Source organism: Rhizobium sp. PAMB 3174, from assembly GCF_052908375.1.
On record NZ_CM128608.1, the window covers coordinates 2,170,771 to 2,185,957 of the forward strand.

A 15,187-nucleotide genomic window follows, 5' to 3' on the forward strand; every position below is an offset into this window, starting at 1 on the left:
TGCCACTCCCCAGGGAAAAACCGCCGCGCAAGGGGAGATTGCGTTGCACCGCAAACGCCGTCAAGTCCCGCCACGGGAACGCGACGATTCGGCACTCAGATATTGTGGAAAGGGGTCAGGCAGTGCGTCTGGCGGCCTTGCGCACCTGCAAAGCGAGCAGAATCAGGCACAGACCGGTCACCGGCCAGATGACGAATGTCATGACCGACCAGCCGAAGGCGAAATAGACCTTGCCCGACAGGAAGGACGACATGGCGACGAAGCCGAAAAGGACGATGTCGTGGAAGCCCTGCACCTTGTCGGCCTCTTCCGGCCGGTAGCTGGACGCGACGATCGAGGTCGCGCCGATGAAGCCGAAGTTCCAGCCGACCCCGAGCAGGATCAGCGCGCCCCAGAAGTTCCAGAGCGCGATACCCGCATGGGCAACGAGCGCGCAGGCCATCAGGATCACGAGGCCCATCGCCACCACCCGCTCGGCGCCGTAGCGGGAAATGAGCATGCCGGTGAAGAAGCTTGGGCCGAACATCGCCAGCACATGCCACTGGATGCCAAGTGTCGACAGTTCGGTAGAGATGCCGCAGCCATAGACCATGGCGAGCGGCGCGCCGGTCATCATGAAGGTCATCAGCGCATAGGTCGAGATGCCGCAGACCATGCCGGTGACGAAACGTTGCGTCCTGACGATCTCTCCCAGCGGGCGCGGCGCTGCGGTGCCGGCCTCGTGCTTGCGCATGTCGGGAAGCTTAAGGAAGGCGAACAGCACGAAGACGACGGCGCAGAGCGGGATCAGGGCCATGTAGGCGCCGGCAAACGGCACCGTCGGCATCGCATCCTTCAGCCAGATGGCAATCTGCGGGCCTAGCACGGCGGAGACGATGCCCCCAACGAGGATCCAGGAGATCGCCTTCGGTTTGTAGAAGGAGGGCGAGACATCGGCGGCGGCAAAACGGATCTTCTGGTTGAAGCCGCTGGCAATGCCGATCAGCATGAGAGCCAGGGCAAACAGCCAGAAGCTGCCGCGCATCAGGGCGATCGCCGCCAGCGTACCGCCGCAGGCACCGAGCACGGCGCCGGTCATGAAGCTGTATTTGCGGCCGATCACGCGCGACAGAATGGCGATCAGCGCCGCGCCGCAGGCTGTACCGAGATTGAAGCCGGTCACCGGCAGGGTCGCGAAGGACTTGTCGTCGGCGAGAAGCTGGTAGCCGGCAAGGCCGCCGAGCGAGATGGAGACGGGAGCCACTGAGCCCTGGATCGCCTGGGCCACCGCGAGAGCCGCGACCTTTCGCTTGGCCACCCGCAGTTGCTCTTCAATCCCCTGCGTGGCCGCCATGTTCATCCGCGTTTGCTCTCCCGGAGCGCTCGGCATGCGGCTTATCGGCCGCCGTCCCTGACCTTCTTGGCAAAGCGGTCGAGAACCGCATTGACCAGCTTGGGTTCATCATCCTCGAAGAACGCCTGGGCGATCTCCATATATTCCGTGACGATCACCGCGACGGGAACGTCCTTGCGCTCCAGCAGTTCGAAGGCCCCGGCCCTCAGGATGGCGCGCACCGTCGTGTCCAGTCGGGACAACGGCCAGTCCTCCTGAAGGCAGGCGCGGATCATTGGATCGAGCTTGCGCTGGTCGCGCACGACACCGGAGACGATCGAGCGGAACCAGGCGGCATCCGCCTTCAGATAGGTCTCGCCGTCGAGCTCCTGGCCGAGCCGATAGGTCTCGTATTCGCTGACCACGTCAAGAACGCCGGTCCCGCCGATATCCATCTGGTAGAGCGCCTGCACGGCCGCGAGCCTTGCCGCGCCGCGCTGGTTTGCCGGTTTGACCGGTCTTTCGTTTTCAGCTTCCGGCATTCCTATGCACCAAGTTTTTCCTTCAGCGCGATCATCGCCAGCGCCGCGCGGGCAGCAAACCCGCCTTTGTCCTTATCGCTGCGACGCGCACGCGCCCAGGCCTGTTCTTCATTCTCGACCGTCAGGATGCCGTTGCCGATGGCAAGCGATTCCGAAACGGCGAGGTCCATCAGCGCGCGCGACGATTCACTTGCGACGATGTCGAAATGATAGGTCTCGCCGCGGATGACCATGCCGAGCGCCACGTAACCATCATACACGACAGCGCCGCTGTCGGCTGCATCGAGCGCGAAGGCGATTGCCGCCGGAATTTCCAGGGCTCCGGGAACGGTCACCACGTCGTAGGTGGCGCCGGCTTCTTCGAGCGCCGTCTTGGCACCGTCGAGCAGGGCGTTTGCCATGTCGTCGTAAAAGCGCGCTTCGACAATAAGGAGATGCGGCGTGGGTTCGGACATGATGGACCTTCGCAATTGGAGCAAAACAGGCGGCTGTCTGTGAGGCGCCGGTCAAACCACGCCGACGGCCACTTGGCAAGTGTTTTCTCGTCTGCCCCGCCGGACAGCGCTGTCACGCTTTGAAAACGGCTTGGATTGCCGCCGGGAATCAACCTCTAATGCCTCCAACCCCGCACCCTTGGAGCCATAATCGCCATGCCTGTCCCTTCCCTTGAGTCATCGCGTCTTATCCTGCGTCCGCACCGCGGCGAGGACTTCGAGATCTATCACGCCCTTTGGACCGATCCCGCCGTCGTTCGCTTCATCACCGGCAAGCCCTCCAGTGAGGAGGAGAGCTGGGCGCGGCTCCTGCGCGTGTCGGGCCACTGGCATCATCTGGGGTTCGGATTCTGGGCGATCGAGGAGAAGGAAACGGGTCGCCTCATCGGCGAGGCCGGCTTTCTCGACATGCGCCGCGACATGAAGCCGTCTCTTTCGGGAACAGTGGAGGCCGGCTGGCTGCTATCGTCGGCAGCCCAGGGAAAAGGCTATGGCGAAGAGGCCATGCGCACGGCATTCCACTGGGCAAAGGGTGCCGTGGCGACGCATGACTTTTCCGCCATAATCACCCCCGAGAACCTCGCCTCCATCCGTCTTGCCGAAAAGCTCGGCTTTCGCAGGGAGTGTGACACGCAATACCGGGACAGCGTCGTCACTCTCTTCCGAAAGCATGGAGCCCAGCACCTCGAAGCGGGCACGCCTTAGCGAGCTACATAGAAGCGCGGCCTCCCAAAAAATGGCATTTCCATGACGTGATTCATGAAGAATATTTAATACATTTCAGTGCGTTAGAGGCATTGAAGTCGACTTTTTCCGCTCCATTTCATGATCTGTAACACGACGGAACTTCCACCAACCCAACCCGGTTCCGCCTGGATTTGACAGGAGACTTGCAATGAACCGTTTCGCCAAAATGCCCGTCATCATTCTTCTTTCCGCAATGCCGCTGGCCGGCGTTGCAAGCGCCGCCAGCATGGCGACGGAAAGCCCGTCCAGCATCACCGCAACCGTCAAGACGCTCGGCCCCAACCAGTTCGACGTGATTGCTCTCAGCTCGCTCGACAACGGCGACCCGGCGCTGATGGCATTCGACGACAACGCCTCGGCCCACGCGGCTGACGTCGCCATGCTGCGGCAGTCCATCGAAGAGAACCGGACGCTGAGCGATGCGCTCAAGGCCCAGAACGTCAACATCGATGATATCGCCGGCGCCCTGAAAGCGGCCGACGGCACCGTAACCTTCTATCTCAGATAGTTGGCCCCCGCACCCGAGGGTGCATATGAACGCATAAGCGTTCCTTTCGGTGACCCCTGCATTCCCTGGAATGCGGGGGTCTTCGCTTTTAAGATGCGTCTACTTGAATTCCGCAAGCCGGGCCGCGTAGCGGGCCATGGTGTCGACTTCGAAATTCACCTCGTCGCCCGCCTGGCGCTCGCCCCAGGTGGTGACCTCCAGCGTGTGGCGGATCAGAAGCACGTCGAAATCCGTTCCGTCGACCTTGTTGACCGTCAGCGAGGTGCCGTCCAGTGCGATCGAACCCTTGGGTGCGACGAAGCGGGCGAGTTCCTGCGGCGCGCGCAAACGGAAGCGGACGGCGTCGCCTTCCGGCTCGATCGACAGGATTTCGGCCCGTCCGTCGACGTGACCGGAGACAATGTGGCCGCCCAGTTCATCGCCGATCTTGAGCGAGCGTTCGAGATTGATCTTCGTGCCCTCGCCCCAGCCAGCGATGGTGGTCAGCCGCAGCGCTTCCTCCCAGGCCTCGACCTCGAACCAGCGATCGTTCGCCCCCTCTTCCGGCAGGCGGGTCACGGTCAGGCATATGCCGGAATGGGCAATCGATGCGCCCATCTCGATAGTCTTCGGATCGTAATTGGTGGCGATGCGCAGCTTCACGCCTTCGTTCATAGGGGTCGTGGAGACGACGGTTCCGACATCGGTGACAATTCCGGTGAACATTCAGGCGACCCTTTCAAAAATGCGGCGCAGATCGGCACCGATATTTCCCGTCCGCACGAGGCGGAATTCGTCGGGCATATGGGATGGATCGAGCGGCGCGGCAATACCGCCCTCCCCGATCTCCCCCGGCCCGGAATAGAGAATGGCGCAGTCGATGAGACCGGCGGACAGAAACCGTTCAACCGTCCTCGCGCCGCCCTCGAGCATGATCGAAGAGATGCCGCGCGAGGCCAACGCCTCCAGAAGCGCAAGCGGATCGTCCGGGGCGCAGGAAACGACCTCGACCCCGGCGTCGACCAGCGCCGCCTTGCGGGTCTCGAACTCGGGAAAATCCTCGCTGCCGGCAACCGCGATGACCGGAACGTCTTTTGCTGACCGCACAAGCTTCGAGCCAAGCGGCAGGTCGAGCCGGCGATCCAGCACGATGCGCTGCGGCGAGCGGTCTTCCCAGCCCTGCAGGCGGCAGGTCAGCTCCGGATCGTCGGCAAGCGCAGTGCCAATGCCAATCATGATGGCGTCGCATTTCGCCCGCAGTCGGTGGACCTCGGCACGCGCCTCTACACCGGTGATCGCCACCTGCCCGGCGCCGAGCCGGCCGATCTTGCCATCGGCGGAAATCGCCATCTTCAGAATCACTTGCGGCCGCTTCTTCGTCTGCCGCAGAAGATAGCCGGACAGATCCCGCGCCCCTTCACGCTCCATCAGGCCCGTTTCGACCCTGATGCCGGCCTCTTCCAGCCGCTTCAAGCCGCGACCCGATACCCGCGCATCGGGATCTGGAACCGCGACGACGACGCGGACGATGCCGGCGGCAACGAGGGCATCGGCACAGGGCGGCGTCCGACCGTGGTGGGAACAGGGTTCAAGCGTGACATAGGCGGTGGCGCCCCTTGCGGCCTCTCCGGCCAGTTCCAGGGCCTGCGTCTCGGCATGCGGGCGGCCGCCGCGTGCGGTCACCGCGCGGGCCACGACCCTGCCATCCTTGACGATGATGCAGCCGACGGAGGGGTTCGAGCCGGTCAGGCCCTGATGGCGGCGCCCGGTGCTGAGGGCTGCGGCCATGAACCGCCTGTCTTCCGGCGTAAAGCCCATGGCTCAATCCAGCGCGTGATCGCGGCCGATCTTGGCGTTGATCTCTTCGATCACCTTCTCGAAATCCTCCGCATGCGAGAAGTCGCGGTAGACGGACGCGTAGCGCACGAAGGCAACGTCATCCAGCGCCTTCAGCGCTTCCAGCACCTGCAGGCCGATCTGCTCGGAGGGGATCTCGACCTCGCCCGAGCTTTCCAGCCGCCGGACGATGCCGGATACGGCGCGCTCGATCCTTTCCTCGTCGACAGGGCGCTTGCGCAGCGCGATCTCGAAGGAGCGGACCAGCTTGGAACGGTCGAACGGCACCTTGCGGCCGGTCTTCTTCAGAACCGTCAGTTCACGCAGCTGGACGCGCTCGAAGGTGGTGAAGCGTCCGGCGCAATCCGGGCATATGCGCCGGCGGCGGATGGCAGTGCCATCCTCCGCCGGACGGGAGTCCTTGACTTGCGTGTCGAGCGATCCGCAGAAGGGACAGCGCATCCTCGCTCCTTACATGTAGGGGTACATCGGGAAACGGCCGGTCAGGCTGACGACCTTGCCGCGCACCGCTTCCTCGACGGCAGCATTGCCTTCGTCGGAGTTGGCGACCTTCAGGCCATCCAGCACTTCGATGATCAGGTTGCCGATTTCGCGGAACTCGGCTTCCTTGAAGCCGCGGGTCGTGCCAGCCGGTGTGCCGAGGCGGACACCGGAGGTGACGAAGGGCTTTTCCGGATCGAAGGGGATGCCGTTCTTGTTGCAGGTGATGTAGGCGCGACCAAGGGCTGCTTCGGCACGCTTGCCGGTCGCGTTCTTCTTGCGCAGGTCAACCAGCATCAGGTGGTTGTCCGTGCCGCCGGAGACGACGTCGACGCCGCCTGCGATCAGGGTGTCGGAAAGCGTCTTGGCGTTCTTGACGACCTGAGCAGCGTAGTCCTTGAATTCCGGCTGCAGCGCCTCACCGAAGGCGACGGCCTTGGCGGCGATCACATGCATCAGCGGGCCGCCCTGCAGGCCGGGGAACACGGCCGAGTTGATCTTCTTGGCGATCGACTCGTCGTTGGTCAGGATCATGCCGCCGCGCGGGCCACGCAGCGACTTGTGGGTCGTGGTGGTCGCGACATGGCAATGCGGGAACGGCGACGGATGCACGCCACCGGCAACGAGGCCGGCGATGTGGGCCATGTCGACCATCAGGTAGGCGCCGACCGAATCCGCGATCTCGCGGAAGCGCTTCCAATCCCAGATGCGGGAATAAGCGGTGCCGCCAGCGATGATCAGCTTCGGCTTGCTTTCCTTGGCCTTGGCTTCCACTTCATCCATGTCGAGCAGGTTGTCGCCTTCGCGCACGCCGTAGGAAACGACGTTGAACCACTTGCCGGACATGTTGACCGGGGAACCGTGCGTCAGGTGGCCACCCGAATTGAGGTCGAGGCCCATGAACGTGTCGCCCGGCTGCAGCAGCGCCAGGAACACGGCCTGGTTCATCTGCGAACCGGAGTTCGGCTGAACGTTGGCATATTCGACGCCAAAGAGCTTCTTGGCGCGCTCGATCGCCAGTTCCTCGGCGATGTCGACAAACTGGCAGCCGCCGTAATAGCGCTTGCCCGGATAGCCTTCGGCATATTTGTTGGTCATGATCGAGCCCTGCGCTTCCAGGACGGCGCGCGAGACGATGTTCTCGGAGGCGATCAGTTCGATCTCGTGACGCTGGCGGCCCAGCTCCTTCTCAATCGCGCCAAAGATATCCGGATCGGTTTCGGCAAGCGTACGGGTGAAGAAGGCTTCTGATGCGGTCATCGTGGGTGGCTCCTGCTGTGGCCTGAAACTGAAGTAGGCGAATGGCGTATTACCGCCCGGACCGGGCAAGAGCAATACAGGCCGTGATATTTGCGCATCAATCCGCCCCGCATGCGCCCGTTTGCGTCACCCGTCCGCCCCGCATGCGTCGAAACGCACCCGGAGCAACCAAGCCACGCCCTTGACTGGCAAAGGAAAACCTCAATTATGCGCACCAGTCATGATGAGGGCGCGAATTTGATCGAGACTGCCACAGCATCGCCCAAGGTCGTCGAAATCTTCTATTTCGATGCCGGCGGCGGCCATCGCAACGCGATGACTGCGCTCAGCCGCCTGATCGCGGACACCCATCCGGAGTGGACCGTCATACCGGTCGACCTGCAGAAGCTGCTCGAACCGATCGATCCGGTGCACCGGCTGACGCGGGCGGTAACCGGTTCGCTGTCTAAGCTTCTCACACCCGTCGCGCCGCGCATCACCATGGAGCCCTGGCAGGCGCAGGACATCTACAACAATGCGCTGAAACGCGGCGCGACCCGTGGCATGGGCACCATCCTGCCGGTCCTGCAGGCGTTCATCCGCCGGCAGTCGAACGACATCGAGCGACTGCTTGCCGCCCGCTGGAGCAATGCCGGCACGCCCCGCCCCGATCTCGTCGTCTCCGTCATTCCGAATTTCAACCGGGTGATGTTTGCGGCGCTGCGCAAGGTGCACAGCCATGTGCCCTATCTCACCGTGATGACCGACATGGTCGACTGCCCGCCGCATTTCTGGATGGAAGACCAGGACCAGATCATGGTCTGCGGCACGAAAAAGGCCTTCGAGCAGGCCATGTCGACCGGCTACTACGCCAGACAACGCATACACCTCGTCTCCGGCATGATCCTGAAGGGCTCCTTCTACGAGGAACCTCAGGACAGCGGACTGTCGCGCCAGTCGCTCGGCCTCGATCCCGATCTTCCTACCGCGCTCATCATGTTCGGCGGCAACGGCTCGTCGAAGGCAACGGAGGCGATTCTCGACCAGTTCTCGCAATCGAGGCGGAAGATCCAGGCGATCGTGCTTTGCGGCAAGAACGGCAAGCTGCTCGAAGCGCTCTCCGACCGGCCGCGCTGCCATGCCGTCGGCTTCGTCTCCAACGTCGCCGACTATATGCGCCTCGCCGACTTCTTCATCGGCAAGCCCGGCCCCGGCAGCATCAGCGAGGCGGTGCACATGGGGCTGCCCGTGATCGTCGAGAAGAACACCCACACGATGCCGCAGGAAAAGCCCAATCCGAATTGGGTGGACGACAACGGCATAGGCATCGTCGTGACCAGCTTCCGGCGCGGCATCACCGAGGCGACCGAACGGCTGCTCGACAATCTCGACAGCTACAAGGCCAATATCCGGGATAACATTCCGGAAAACCGCGCCGTCTTCGAGATCGTCGACATCCTGGCGGCAACGCTTGCCGATGCAGAGAAGGCGGCCGACCCCCTCCCCTCCTGACATTAGCGGTTGCGGACAGCGAAAAGGCAGGCCCCTTGCTGAAGCCTGCCCTCTTTCAAATCGGCGTTGAACCGGAACCGCAGCCTTACTGCTGCGGCACCTGATCGTCCTCGACCGAGCCGGAGATCTGCTCGATGCCGGCGGTCGTGTTGAGCGCCAGTTCGTTGGCGCCGTCCATTTTGTAGATGTCGTCGCGGAACTGCACGACGCGGTCCTTGGCGGACCATGCGGTGATGTAGACGAAGTGGACCGGTACTTCCTGCGAAAGCTCGATCGGATTGTTCTGGCGGCTCTGGATGACCGCCTCGATCTGCTGTCGGGACCAGCCCGGCGTGTCGCGCAAAAGCCAGGTGATGAGGTCGCGAACGTTCTGGACGCGCACGCAACCCGAGGATTCGAAGCGCATCAGCTTGTTGAACAGGCCCTGCTGCGGCGTGTCGTGCATGTAGACCGCATAGGGATTGTGGAAGTTGATCTTCGTCGAGGCCATGGCGTTGTTGGCCCCCGGGTCCTGGCGGAACATCAGGTTCGGAGCCTTCTCGGCATTCCAGTCGACCGTCGACGGATCGACTTCGGCGCCCTTGGCGTCGAACAGACGGATGTTGTTCTTCGCCAGGTATTCCGGATCCTTGCGCATCAGCGGCATGATGTCCTTCTGGATGATCGAGCGCGGCGACGTCCAGTAGGGATTGAGGATCACTTCGTAGATCTTGGAATCGAGAATCGGTGTCGGGCGGCTGATGCGCCCGACGATCGCCGTGTTGCGCAGGGCGACGCGATCGTCCTCGACGGCCTCGATATAGGCGGCCGGAATGTTGACCATGACATAGCGCCGGCCGAGATCCGGCGACATGTCCTGCAGACGCTTGAGGTTGGTGTTGAGCTGCGCCAGGCGGACATCGGCGGTGATGTTCATCGCCTTAAGCGTGTATTCGCCGAGAACGCCGTCTTCCGGCAGACCGTGACGGCCCTGGAAGCGCTTGACCGCGCCATCGACGTAGCTGTCATAGGAATCCGAAACGCCGGCCGATTGCGCCAGGTCGCCGGCAACGATCAGCCGCTGGCGCAGGTTGCGCACGGACGGATCGACCGCGCCGAGGCGCAGCTTCTGGCTGCCATCCACCATCGGCCAGCCGCCATTGGCAACGATCATCTGGTAGTCGGAAATCGCCTGCGTGATGTTGGCGACGGAGGACGGGCCGAGCACCGGATTGTTGGAGACGACCGCCACGGCCTGGCGGGAAGAGTTGCCGTCGAACTGATCGTCCCAGTTGCCGCGCTCCGGTGCGTTGATCAGGCTGTCGAGCACCGACTGGGCGTTGGCCCTGCCGGAGGCTGCCAGCGCGCCGATACTTGCGGCAGTGCCCAGGAACGCGCGGCGGGAGAAGGGATTGGAAATTTTTCTCGACATCAGATGTTGCTCTTCAAATCATTCGCGTGTGGCTGTTCGGTCGGACCGCCGCGGCATGCTCCCGAAGCGGATTTTCATGCGCATTTTCTACCCCGATGGGCGGCGATTGGCCACCCTTATCCGGAAATAAGCGACGAATGCATCTCGTCAATTTCGCGTGGGGAAACTTTCGTCCGCTGTTTCACACGGCAATATGGCCGTTTCGTGTCTGTCAGCGGGCATGCGCGGTCAGGTAGCAGCACCAAAATACGAAAAGCCGGGGTGTCCCCCGGCTTTCATTACAGGCCTGCGAGCCACAGATTACATGCGGTAGGCGATCGAGTCGTTCCAGAAGCGGTCAAGGCGCTGCAGGAGACGGTTCATCTGGCCGAATTCGTCTTCGCCGATGCCGCCGACCTTCTGGATCGAGCCGATATGGCGCTCGTAGAGCTTGCCGACCACTTCGGCGATCTCCTGGCCCTTGTCCGTCAGGCTAATGCGGACCGAACGGCGGTCGACACGCGAGCGCTGGTGGTTGATGAAGCCGAGGTCGACCAGCTTCTTGACGTTGTAGGAGACGTTCGAGCCGAGGTAGTAGCCCCGCGAGCGCAGCTCGCCGGCGGTCAGTTCGGAGTTGCCGATATTGAAGAGCAGCAGCGCCTGAACGGCGTTGACATCGCTGCGGCCCTGACGGTCGAACTCGTCCTTGATGACGTCGAGGAGACGGCGGTGCAGCCGCTCGACCAGGTGCAGGGATTCCATGTAGAGGTCACGGATTGCGTCTTCGGCATTCGCATCGGCGTGGCCGACAGATTTGGTCTGAAGATTGGTGTTCATGATACTGCCTCACTGTTTTGTTTGGCGGTGTATGGTTCTTCCCGCCTTGAGTGAGACCCTATCGAATACACATAAAATTCTACTTAAAACGCAGGCTTAACAGGCTCTTACCAAAAGCCGAGTGCGTTTCAGGGTGAATCAACCGTTACATCCCTGCCCTCTTTGCCCTGCTCGCGCCAGATCAGGAACCGGAAGAGGCAGTAAAGCACGACGACTGTCGCGTGCATGGGAAAGATGATCCAATTCGAGCCAAATGACGAGGCCCAGAGACTGTACATCAGCATCTGGCAGCCGGCGGCCAGAACCCAGACCACCGCCCCCCAGGAGACATTCACCCACAGGCCCAGCGACGCGATCGGAAACAGGACGGCTAGCGCGCTTGCCGCCGTGCGCCACGGCACGGACAGGAGATCGAAGCGGCCGCGTCCGTCGAGGGAAAAGCCGACGAGCATCGCCCAGTACTGCAGGCCGAACCAGAAGCAGGCAATGGCGATCATTCTCAGAAAGAGAAGGAAGAGCCGCTGCGTGAGCGTGGACTGCGCCTTGGGATGAGAATCAGAATACATGGCCGAACGATAATGGATAATGCGGCATCATGCCTATCGCCTCCCCTTCCCCACGCGGTTCTTTTCTGGTTTTGCCCGTGATAATGAACCGGAATACTAAAGCACAACGGACGAGATAAGATGACGGACAAGACCCACATCGTCGATGACATCACCGGCCACCGCCGCATGCGTCGCAATCGCAAGGCGGACTGGACGCGCCGCCTGGTGCAGGAAAACCGGCTGACGGTGGACGACCTCATCTGGCCGATCTTCCTCGTTCCCGGCAGCAACATCCTGGATCCGATCCCGGCGATGCCCGGCGTCAACCGCATGAGCGTCGATGTCGCCGTCGAAGCGGTCAAGGAAGCCGCCGACCTCGGGATCCCGGCGGTCGCCACCTTCCCGAACATCGAGATGGAGCTGCGCGACCAGACCGGCTCGAACATTCTCGAGGCCAACAACCTCTTGAACCAGGCGACCGCCGCATTCAAGAAGCATGTGCCCAACATCGGCGTAATCACCGACGTGGCGCTCGATCCGTTCACCAGCCATGGCCATGACGGCATCCTGCGCGGCAACGAGATCGTCAACGACGAGACGGTGGACCTCGTCGCCCGCGCCGCCGTGATGCAGGCCGATGCGGGCTCGGACATCATCGCGCCCTCTGAAATGATGGACGGGCGCATCGGCGCCATCCGCCGCGCGCTTGACGCCGCCGGCCACCAGAATGTCGGCATCATGTCCTATGCGACGAAGTTCGCCTCCGGCTGCTACGGTCCCTACCGCGAGGCGATTTCGACGGGCGGCCTGCTGAAGGGCGACAAGAAGAGCTACTACATCGACCCGGCCAACGGGACGGAAGCGATCCGCGACGCCGCGCTCGACGTCGAGGAAGGCGCCGACATGCTGATGGTCAAGCCCGGTCTTCCCTATCTCGACATCTGTTGGCGCATGAAGGAGGCTTTCGGCCTGCCGGTCTTCGCCTACCAGGTCTCGGGCGAATATTCGATGATCAAGGCGGCCGCCGCCAATGGCTGGATCGACGGCGAGCGCATGATGCTGGAGACGCTGCTGTGCTTCAAGCGCGCCGGCTGCGACGGAATATTGTCCTACTTCGCGGTCGACGTGGCCAAAATCCTGTCGAAGGGATAACGGACGGGCGCGGCGGAACTTGCAGTCGCGAGGGATCGTTCCCAAATAAATGCAAGAACGATTGTCTGGAGACGAAAATGGCACTGCCCGAAGTTCAACCCTATGGCCCGCGCGACGAGTGGCAAGCCTATAGCGGCATCCTGAGCCGCCGTGTGCTGGCATTCCTGCTCGATTACCTGATCGTGCTCTTGCTCTGCATTCCGGCAGCCGTCATCGTCGCCTTCATCGGCGTCGTGACCCTGGGGCTCGGCTTCTTCCTGTATCCGGTGCTGTTCTTCGTCGTCGCCGGCCTTTATTTCGGCATGACGCTGTCGGGACCGTCGCAGGCCTCGCTCGGCATGCGGGCGATGAACACCCGCATGGTGCGCGTCGACGGCCGCCGCATCGATTTCCTGACCGCGCTGGTGCATCTGGTGCTGTTCTGGATCTTCAACTCGGTACTGACGCCACTCATTCTGCTCGCCGGTCTCTTCACAGAGCGCGGCCGCCTGCTGCACGACCTGCTTCTTGGCACCGTCGTCATGCGCACCGACTGACGCGGGCCTTCCTCCATCGCATCCAGAACCGTCAGCCGTCCGATCTTAATCGGGCGGCTTTCGTCATTTTTGAAAAAGAATTTTCCATTTGCCGCGCCGGCGGAAACGGATAGTCTGTCGCGGCGCGTGGCTCGACATTAAACATCTTCGCAGATACCGGGGCATTCACATTCGGCATCAGGACACCGTACGGGGACTTTGGCGGAAAGCTTGAATGGCTGATTTTCATATTATCATTACGTTTCTTATCATTGCCGCCACCATCATCGCATTCGCCTCGGACCGCTTCTCCATCGAAGCCGTCTCGCTCGGCACTCTGGCTGCGCTGCTGATCACCTTCGGCCTCTTTCCCATGCCGATGGAGGGCGGCGGCATCTTCAGCGTCAACGCGCTTCTCGAGGGTTTCGGCAATCCGGCATTGGCGACGGTCATTGCGCTGCTGATCATCGGCCAGGGCCTCTTTGCCACCGACGCGCTGGAAGCCCCTGCCCGCTTCCTCGGACAGCTCGGCGGCAACAAGCCCTGGCGCACCGTCATCATCATTCTCTGCGTCACCGGCTTCACCAGCGCCTTCCTCAACAACACGCCGGTGGTGGTGATCTTCATTCCGATCCTCGCCTTCATCGCGGCGAAACAGAAGGTGCCGTCGGCCAAGGTCTTCATGCCGCTCTCCTTCATCACGATCCTCGGCGGCATGACGACGCTGATCGGCTCGTCGACGAACATGATCGCCGCCGGAATCGCCTCGAAGTACCAACTCGACATCCGCATGTTCGACATGAGCCCGATCGGCCTGATCCTGGCGCTGGTCGGCTCGATCTATGTGCTCTTTCTCCTGCCGAAGCTTCTGAAGGAACGGCCCTCGCAATCGACGCAGCAGACGATGAGCGGCGCGCAATTCCTCGGCGAGATCGTGATTACCAGCGGCCACCGCTTTGCCGGCATGCAGTCGAAAGCCGGCTTCTTTCCCGAAATCAAGAACCTGACGCCGCGCCTCCTGCTTCGCCGCGACGTGCCGATCCTGCCGCCCTATGACGGCGTCATCCTCGAACCCGGCGACAAGCTGATCGTCACCGGCACCCGCAAGGCCTTCATGGAGGCGATCGCCAAGGGCGAAAAGGGCCCGGCGCTGGAGCACACCAATGTTCCCGGCGAAGCGCTGGCCGACCCGGCGCCGCCTGCCGCCGACTATCATCTGGTCGAGGCGGTGATCGCACCCGGCTCGCGCTTCGAGGGACGCACCATCCAGCTTTCCGGCCTGCAGCCGCAGTTCGGCGTCGCCGTCTTCGGCGTGCAACGCAAGAGCCGCATGGCGCGGACGGCGCTTTCCGAAGTCCGTCTCGAGGCCGGCGACACGCTGCTGCTCGGCGGACCGCTGGAAGCAATCGAATCGATGCGCGGCAACCACGACATCCTGCTGCTCGAACACTCCGCGGAAGCCGTGCCGCAGCGGCAGAAGGCGATCCTGGCGGCGCTGATCTTTGCCGGCATCGTGCTGCTTTCCGCCTTCGACGTGTCGCCGATCGTCGTCAACGCCATTGCCGGCGCCGTGCTGATGATCGCCACCGGCTGCCTGACGATCAATCAGGCGAGTCGCGCCTTCGACAAGCAGATCTTTCTGCTGATCGGCACCTCCATCGCCATGGCGACCGCATTGGAATCAACCGGCGGCGCACACCTGATCGCCACCGAAACCGTGTCGATGATGGACGGCGCACCGCCGGCGATGATCCTGTCGGTGCTCTTCCTGCTGATGTCGGTGATGACCAACGTGCTGTCCAACAATGCGGTTGCGGCACTCTTCATGCCGATCGCGCTCGACATCGCCAACAAGGTCGGCGTTTCGCGCGAAGCCTTTGCTATGGCTGTGATTTTTGCCGCCAACTGCTCGTTCGCCACGCCCATCGGCTACCAGACGAACCTGCTGGTCATGGGCCCCGGTCATTACAGCTTCGCGGAGTTCATCAAGGCCGGCACGCCGCTCGTCATCATCATTTGGTTGACGTTTTCAATAGTTGCGCCATGGTATTATGGTTTCTGATCTTCGAAACCAA

Annotated in this window: 16 protein-coding genes; 6 read left to right on the top strand and 10 right to left on the bottom strand. The window is 62.3% G+C overall.

What is annotated here, in order from left to right:
- Positions 1-115: 115 nt before the first annotated feature.
- From ACU5AY_RS10365 to ACU5AY_RS10375, 3 genes are read right to left on the bottom strand one after another with little or no spacing between them, the layout of a single operon-like run.
- Entirely contained in the window at positions 116-1,339 is a 1,224-nt protein-coding gene (locus ACU5AY_RS10365; protein WP_446826144.1) for an MFS transporter, read from the bottom strand.
- Positions 1,340-1,374: 35 nt separating this feature from the next.
- Positions 1,375-1,854, bottom strand: coding sequence for a transcription antitermination factor NusB (gene nusB / locus ACU5AY_RS10370; RefSeq protein WP_446824640.1), 480 nt, complete (start codon positions 1,852-1,854; stop codon positions 1,375-1,377).
- 2 nt (positions 1,855-1,856) lie between these two features.
- On the bottom strand, positions 1,857-2,309 hold the full coding sequence (locus ACU5AY_RS10375) for a 6,7-dimethyl-8-ribityllumazine synthase (RefSeq protein WP_446824641.1): 453 nt from the start codon (positions 2,307-2,309) through the stop codon (positions 1,857-1,859).
- Positions 2,310-2,504: 195 nt separating this feature from the next.
- On the opposite strand from ACU5AY_RS10375, the gene ACU5AY_RS10380 reads away from it, so the two are divergent.
- On the top strand, positions 2,505-3,053 hold the full coding sequence (locus ACU5AY_RS10380; protein ID WP_446826145.1) for a GNAT family N-acetyltransferase: 549 nt from the start codon (positions 2,505-2,507) through the stop codon (positions 3,051-3,053).
- A gap of 190 nt (positions 3,054-3,243) precedes the next feature.
- Positions 3,244-3,603, top strand: coding sequence for a hypothetical protein (locus tag ACU5AY_RS10385; protein ID WP_446824643.1), 360 nt, complete (start codon positions 3,244-3,246; stop codon positions 3,601-3,603).
- A 99-nt stretch (positions 3,604-3,702) separates the two neighbouring features.
- Here the strand turns inward: ACU5AY_RS10385 and ACU5AY_RS10390 are convergent, their stop codons facing one another.
- The 4 genes from ACU5AY_RS10390 to glyA are packed head-to-tail and all read right to left on the bottom strand — an operon-like array spanning position 3,703 to position 7,179.
- Complete coding sequence (locus ACU5AY_RS10390; protein ID WP_446826146.1) at positions 3,703-4,308, bottom strand: riboflavin synthase; 606 nt, start codon at positions 4,306-4,308, stop codon at positions 3,703-3,705.
- Entirely contained in the window at positions 4,309-5,400 is a 1,092-nt protein-coding gene (ribD, locus tag ACU5AY_RS10395; RefSeq protein ID WP_446826147.1) for a bifunctional diaminohydroxyphosphoribosylaminopyrimidine deaminase/5-amino-6-(5-phosphoribosylamino)uracil reductase RibD, read from the bottom strand. It lies immediately after the preceding gene.
- A 3-nt stretch (positions 5,401-5,403) separates the two neighbouring features.
- Complete coding sequence (nrdR, locus tag ACU5AY_RS10400; protein WP_446824646.1) at positions 5,404-5,880, bottom strand: transcriptional regulator NrdR; 477 nt, start codon at positions 5,878-5,880, stop codon at positions 5,404-5,406.
- Between the two features lie 9 nt (positions 5,881-5,889).
- Positions 5,890-7,179, bottom strand: a complete 1,290-nt coding sequence (glyA, locus tag ACU5AY_RS10405) for a serine hydroxymethyltransferase (protein ID WP_446826148.1) — start codon at positions 7,177-7,179, stop codon at positions 5,890-5,892.
- A gap of 207 nt (positions 7,180-7,386) precedes the next feature.
- Here glyA and ACU5AY_RS10410 point away from each other — a divergent pair, with 207 nt between their 5' ends.
- On the top strand, positions 7,387-8,670 hold the full coding sequence (locus ACU5AY_RS10410) for a glycosyltransferase (RefSeq protein WP_446826149.1): 1,284 nt from the start codon (positions 7,387-7,389) through the stop codon (positions 8,668-8,670).
- Positions 8,671-8,755: 85 nt separating this feature from the next.
- On the opposite strand, the gene ACU5AY_RS10415 is transcribed toward ACU5AY_RS10410, so the two are convergent.
- From ACU5AY_RS10415 to ACU5AY_RS10425, 3 genes are all read right to left on the bottom strand, one after another.
- Complete coding sequence (locus tag ACU5AY_RS10415) at positions 8,756-10,081, bottom strand: L,D-transpeptidase family protein (protein ID WP_446824649.1); 1,326 nt, start codon at positions 10,079-10,081, stop codon at positions 8,756-8,758.
- Between the two features lie 300 nt (positions 10,082-10,381).
- On the bottom strand, positions 10,382-10,897 hold the full coding sequence (gene ldtR / locus ACU5AY_RS10420; RefSeq protein WP_446824650.1) for a transcriptional regulator LdtR: 516 nt from the start codon (positions 10,895-10,897) through the stop codon (positions 10,382-10,384).
- Positions 10,898-11,025: 128 nt separating this feature from the next.
- The gene (locus ACU5AY_RS10425; RefSeq protein WP_446826150.1) at positions 11,026-11,463 is read right to left on the bottom strand and encodes a DUF6163 family protein; all 438 of its coding nucleotides are present in this window, start codon (positions 11,461-11,463) and stop codon (positions 11,026-11,028) included.
- A gap of 120 nt (positions 11,464-11,583) precedes the next feature.
- On the opposite strand from ACU5AY_RS10425, the gene hemB reads away from it, so the two are divergent.
- The 3 genes from hemB (at position 11,584) to ACU5AY_RS10440 (ending at position 15,174) form a co-directional block, all read left to right on the top strand.
- Positions 11,584-12,597, top strand: a complete 1,014-nt coding sequence (gene hemB, locus ACU5AY_RS10430) for a porphobilinogen synthase (RefSeq protein ID WP_446826151.1) — start codon at positions 11,584-11,586, stop codon at positions 12,595-12,597.
- 77 nt (positions 12,598-12,674) lie between these two features.
- A complete protein-coding gene (locus ACU5AY_RS10435) occupies positions 12,675-13,133 on the top strand; it encodes an RDD family protein (RefSeq protein WP_446824653.1) in 459 nt (152 codons plus the stop codon).
- A 214-nt stretch (positions 13,134-13,347) separates the two neighbouring features.
- Complete coding sequence (locus ACU5AY_RS10440) at positions 13,348-15,174, top strand: SLC13 family permease (protein ID WP_446826152.1); 1,827 nt, start codon at positions 13,348-13,350, stop codon at positions 15,172-15,174.
- Positions 15,175-15,187: the final 13 nt, after the last annotated feature.

What these genes read in the sequence shown, in the direction of transcription:
- ribD (WP_446826147.1), bottom strand. Translation starts at nt 5,400, where the DNA reads ATGGGCTTTACGCCGGAAGACAGGCGGTTCATGGCCGCAGCCCTCAGC.
- ACU5AY_RS10390 (WP_446826146.1), bottom strand. Translation starts at nt 4,308, where the DNA reads ATGTTCACCGGAATTGTCACCGATGTCGGAACCGTCGTCTCCACGACC.
- ACU5AY_RS10380 (WP_446826145.1), top strand. Translation starts at nt 2,505, where the DNA reads ATGCCTGTCCCTTCCCTTGAGTCATCGCGTCTTATCCTGCGTCCGCAC.
- ACU5AY_RS10415 (WP_446824649.1), bottom strand. Translation starts at nt 10,081, where the DNA reads ATGTCGAGAAAAATTTCCAATCCCTTCTCCCGCCGCGCGTTCCTGGGC.
- nusB (WP_446824640.1), bottom strand. Translation starts at nt 1,854, where the DNA reads ATGCCGGAAGCTGAAAACGAAAGACCGGTCAAACCGGCAAACCAGCGC.
- hemB (WP_446826151.1), top strand. Translation starts at nt 11,584, where the DNA reads ATGACGGACAAGACCCACATCGTCGATGACATCACCGGCCACCGCCGC.
- ACU5AY_RS10425 (WP_446826150.1), bottom strand. Translation starts at nt 11,463, where the DNA reads ATGTATTCTGATTCTCATCCCAAGGCGCAGTCCACGCTCACGCAGCGG.
- ACU5AY_RS10435 (WP_446824653.1), top strand. Translation starts at nt 12,675, where the DNA reads ATGGCACTGCCCGAAGTTCAACCCTATGGCCCGCGCGACGAGTGGCAA.
- ACU5AY_RS10365 (WP_446826144.1), bottom strand. Translation starts at nt 1,339, where the DNA reads ATGAACATGGCGGCCACGCAGGGGATTGAAGAGCAACTGCGGGTGGCC.
- nrdR (WP_446824646.1), bottom strand. Translation starts at nt 5,880, where the DNA reads ATGCGCTGTCCCTTCTGCGGATCGCTCGACACGCAAGTCAAGGACTCC.
- ACU5AY_RS10375 (WP_446824641.1), bottom strand. Translation starts at nt 2,309, where the DNA reads ATGTCCGAACCCACGCCGCATCTCCTTATTGTCGAAGCGCGCTTTTAC.
- ACU5AY_RS10410 (WP_446826149.1), top strand. Translation starts at nt 7,387, where the DNA reads ATGCGCACCAGTCATGATGAGGGCGCGAATTTGATCGAGACTGCCACA.
- glyA (WP_446826148.1), bottom strand. Translation starts at nt 7,179, where the DNA reads ATGACCGCATCAGAAGCCTTCTTCACCCGTACGCTTGCCGAAACCGAT.
- ACU5AY_RS10440 (WP_446826152.1), top strand. Translation starts at nt 13,348, where the DNA reads ATGGCTGATTTTCATATTATCATTACGTTTCTTATCATTGCCGCCACC.
- ldtR (WP_446824650.1), bottom strand. Translation starts at nt 10,897, where the DNA reads ATGAACACCAATCTTCAGACCAAATCTGTCGGCCACGCCGATGCGAAT.
- ACU5AY_RS10385 (WP_446824643.1), top strand. Translation starts at nt 3,244, where the DNA reads ATGAACCGTTTCGCCAAAATGCCCGTCATCATTCTTCTTTCCGCAATG.